General features: G+C 46.2%; 4 protein-coding genes. All 4 read left to right on the forward strand.

All coding sequences use genetic code 11. From position 1 onward, the window contains the following. Positions 1 to 650 (forward strand): (Fe-S)-binding protein (locus JRI46_12180; protein ID MBW2040322.1); only part of this gene is annotated, 650 nt, incomplete at its 5' end. 24 nt (positions 651 to 674) lie between these two features. Then, positions 675 to 1,463 carry an electron transfer flavoprotein subunit beta/FixA family protein gene (locus JRI46_12185; GenBank protein MBW2040323.1) on the forward strand — a complete coding sequence of 263 codons (789 nt, stop codon included), beginning with the start codon at positions 675 to 677 and terminating at the stop codon, positions 1,461 to 1,463. Beyond that, positions 1,464 to 2,441: an electron transfer flavoprotein subunit alpha/FixB family protein gene (locus tag JRI46_12190; GenBank protein MBW2040324.1), complete on the forward strand. Its 978-nt coding sequence runs from the start codon at positions 1,464 to 1,466 to the stop codon at positions 2,439 to 2,441. It begins immediately after the preceding gene. A 27-nt stretch (positions 2,442 to 2,468) separates the two neighbouring features. Beyond that, the coding region (locus tag JRI46_12195; protein ID MBW2040325.1) for a (Fe-S)-binding protein at positions 2,469 to 4,217 on the forward strand (1,749 nt) is incomplete at its 3' end.

The following is a 4,217-nucleotide window of genomic DNA, read 5'->3' on the forward strand; positions in this document are numbered from 1 at the left end:
TTAGGTTGTTGGAGGAGGTTGGTGCTAACTATGGGATATTGAATGAAGAGAGGTGTTGCGGCAGCCCAGCCAGGAGGATGGGAGAAGAAGGTTTGTTTGAAGACCTCTCTAATGATAATTTGGAGGCATTCAGACAAAGCGATGTTCAGATCATCATCACGATCTCTCCCCACTGCTACAATACCTATATTAACGAATATCCTGAGGCAACGAATGGGCTCAAGATACAGCATTACACCGAGTTTTTTTCAGAGGCGATCGAGCGGGGAGATCTGGTGCCTAAGTCGAAGATTGAGAAGGTGCTAACCTATCATGATCCCTGTTATTTAGGGAAGAAAAATGAGGTATACGAAGCCCCGAGGAAAATCTTGAAAAGTATCCCAGGCGTAAAGTTCGTTGAGATGAAACGCAACAGGGATAACAGTCTGTGTTGTGGTGGAGGCGGCGGAAGGATGTGGATTGAGACAGAAGAAATCAACAGGTTATCTGAGACCAGAATAAATGAGGCACTAGCTGAAGGGGCAGAGATCATTGCGACAGCCTGCCCTTGGTGCCATATCCAATTGGAGGATGCAGTGAAGACCACCGGCAGTGAGGGGAAAATAGAGGTAAAAGATGTGGCCGAACTTTTAGCAGAATCAATTGAATAAAACGCAATAGTGGGGGTAGCTGATATGGAAATTATTGTTTGCCTTCGACAGACGGCTATCATCAAAGAAGAACCTAAGGTCCAGTCGGATGGAAAGACCTTAGACCTTTCTGGGTTTAACCGGCACCTGAACGAATGGGATGCCTACGCCTTGGAGGAGGCCCTCTTACTGGCCCAGAAATACGGGGGTGATGCATCTGTCATTTCATTGGGTCCTGGAGAGGCCCAGGAGGTCCTTTTTTATGGCTTGGCAGCAGGAGCAAAGAGGGCGATACATATCCTGACCCCCGACCAGCAACACATTGATAATTGGACCATCGCCAATGTGCTTGCGCGAGTAATAAAAAAAGGCTCCTTCGATCTCGTTATGACAGGGGTTCAGGCGGAAGACGACGGATGCGCCGAGATTGGGGCAACCCTTGCCCATCTTTTGGGGATTCCTCATGCCTCTCTGGTAATGAGGGTAGAGTATGAACAGGGACAAAACGCGGTGAAAGTTGACAGGGAACTCGAAGCAGGATATGTGGATAGTCTTCGCCTTACGCTACCCGCTCTGTTAACAATTCAGACAGGCATAAGCCAGCCTCGGTACATTTCCTCCATGAGGCTAAGGAGGTTCAAAAAGAGCGCAACGATCACGAAGGTCTCTTTCGAGGATATAGTTTCAGAAGGAGAGGGGCCTTCCCCAAGAGAGGAGGTGTTGGGACTTTACCCATATCAACCAGAAGCCTCACAGGTTGAGGTGTTGGAAGGGTCGCCTGAAGCGATGGCCGACCAATTATTCGAACGTTTACAGTCAAAGGGGGTTTTGTAAATGGAGAACAAGATCCTTGTCATCGCTGAACATAGGGCACAAGAGATCAGAGAGGTTACCTGGGAACTTGTTTCAGGAGTGGGGAAACTGGCTGAAGATCTCAGTATGGAGCTTGAAGGGGTCATCTTAGGGCACAACTGTGAAGAGTTGGTCGAGGACTTGGCTGAATCTGTGATCAAGTTGTATCACGTTGAGGATGAAGATCTAGCGTTTTACACATGGGAAAGTTATCTTCATGCCCTCATGCCTCTTATTGAAGAAGTTAACCCCTTAATGGTGGTCATGGGACATACCACCATGGGAATGGATCTTGGGCCAAGGCTTGCAGCAGCTATGAATAGTCCATACATGCCTGATTGTATTAACTTTACTTTCGATGGGGACGATCTTATTGTCACTCGGGAGCTTTTCGGGGGTAAGCTCAAATCGGAACTCAAGGTAGCAAAAGGTGAGCGCTACTGTGTAACCTTGAGGCCTGGGATCTTTGATCCAGAAAAAGTCAAGAGAGGGGGGAAAGACATTGAAAAGACTACCCCTCAGCTTGACAAAGAAAGTTTTGTGACCCAGTTTTTGGGGCTATTGGAACCGCCAGAGGAGGGGGTAGATATAACCAAGTCAGATATTGTAATCGGAGTGGGTAGGGGGATTGGAGATAGGGATAAATTGAAGGTTGTCGAGGAGCTAGCAGAAGTTACAGGTGGTGTTTTGGCGGCCACCAGACCTGTGATTGATAGCGGGTGGTTGCCGAAAGAAAGACAGGTGGGGCAATCTGGAAAGACTGTCAAGCCAGAGTTATATATCGCCTGTGGTATTAGTGGGGCTTCGCAGCACACCATTGGGATGAAGAAGTCAGGAACCATCGTGGCCATAAATAATGACCCCCGGGCCCCGATTTTCAATATTGCCCATTATGGGATTGTAGGGGACCTGGTAGAGATCCTTCCAGCGATCACGTCAAGGATACGTTCTGTTAGGTAATTTACATAACATTTTGGGACAAAGTCGATGGGTGCAGACGCTGCAGTAACAAGAGAGGTTTTTTTAGGTCTTTCCACCGGTTCAAAAATAGCTTTTTACTGTTTGACCTTTGTCACTGTATCTCTGTTTATCTGGGGTGTAATGCAACGAATCAAGAAATATCGTCGTAGCAGAAGATTTAAGGGGTTTTCAGATATTGCACGGAGGATTACGGAGTCCCTGAAGATTTCCCTCAGCAATATAACCATTATCAAAGATGATCTCTATTCGGGTTTATCACATCTGTTGATTTTATGGGGGTTTCTGATTCTCTTGGTCGGCACCGCTATTGTTGCCGTCAACATTGATGTTCTAGCCTTGATAAATAAAAAATGGACTTTTTGGCACGGATCTTTTTATCTCTGGTTCTCGCTCCTCCTTGATCTGTTCGGTCTTGCGTTCCTCATTGGGGTGGTCATGATGATGCTGAGGAGGGCCTTTTTGAAACCTCAATGTCTAGATTATACAAGGGTGGATAGAGAACCAGACACATATAACCGGGCAAACTATGTAGTGGGTGACTGGATTTTTCTTGGCAGCCTATTTGTTATTGGAGTGAGCGGTTTCATTGTAGAGGGGCTGCGCATTGCGATCACGCAACCATCCTACAGTTCTTGGTCATTTGTCGGAGAGTTTGTCGGAGGACTGTTCTCACATATCGCTGGGATAGAACAAGGTGGGATGACTGCGTACAAAGTGATGTGGTGGTTTCATAGTCTCGTCAGTCTTGCCTTTGTTGCCTACATTCCATACTCCAAGGCAATTCATATGCTCACTGATTTTGCAAACTTGTTTTTTAAAAAAGAGGTGACAGGAGAAATACCCCTCCTTTCCGAAGATGAAATTGACTTTGATAAGCTGGGCTACATGGAGTTAAAAGATTTTACATGGAAAGAGCTACTAGATTTAGACGCCTGCACTAAATGTGGGAGATGCCACATATCATGCCCTGTCATGGTTTCCGGTTCCCCCCTTTCCCCAAGGGATGTAATCTTAGATCTGCGTGATTTCCTTGCTGTGAAGGCCAAGGCCGTTACTTTGTGGGATAGTCAAGGAGGGTCATATAAAGATGAGAAAATCGTCGGGGGGGTTATAAAGGAGGAAACTCTGTGGTCTTGTACCACTTGTTTGTCCTGTACAGAGCACTGCCCGGTCTTCATCCAGCATCTGCCGCTGATGGTTAAGATGAGAAGACATTTGATAGAGGGAGGTTTCATTGACGAAGGGGTTCAAGACGCCCTTGTCAATATTTCAGAATGTGGAAATTCCTTTGGGGAAGACAATATCAATAGAGGGAAATGGACCAACGAATTAAAATTTAGTGTAAAGGATGCCAGGAAAGAAGTGGTCGATATTTTGTGGTTTGTGGGCGATTTTGCCTCCTTTGATAGCAGGGCTGTAGAAGCGACCAAGGCCTTCGCTCACGTATTGGCGATGTTAGGGATAGATTTTGGTATTCTGTACGATAGTGAAAGAAATTCTGGCAATGACGTGCGGCGCATAGGAGAGGAAGGCCTGTTTGAAGAGCTTGTTGAACATAACAGCAAGATATTGGGAGGATGCCAATTTAATAAGATAGTGACAACAGACCCGCATTCCATGAATGCCTTGAAAGTTGACTACCCAGCCCTCGATCATCCTATACTGCACTATACGGAATTACTCGATAAGATCCTTCAAAAGGGGGATACTCCTTTAAAGAAAGTGTTGAGCTATAAAGCTACCTATCATGATCCC

It is taken from the genome of Deltaproteobacteria bacterium (genome assembly GCA_019308925.1).
In the GTDB taxonomy this organism is placed as follows: Bacteria; Desulfobacterota; B13-G15; order B13-G15; family RBG-16-54-18; genus JAFDHG01.

What these genes read in the sequence shown, in the direction of transcription:
- JRI46_12185 (MBW2040323.1), top strand. Translation starts at nt 675, where the DNA reads ATGGAAATTATTGTTTGCCTTCGACAGACGGCTATCATCAAAGAAGAA.
- JRI46_12190 (MBW2040324.1), top strand. Translation starts at nt 1,464, where the DNA reads ATGGAGAACAAGATCCTTGTCATCGCTGAACATAGGGCACAAGAGATC.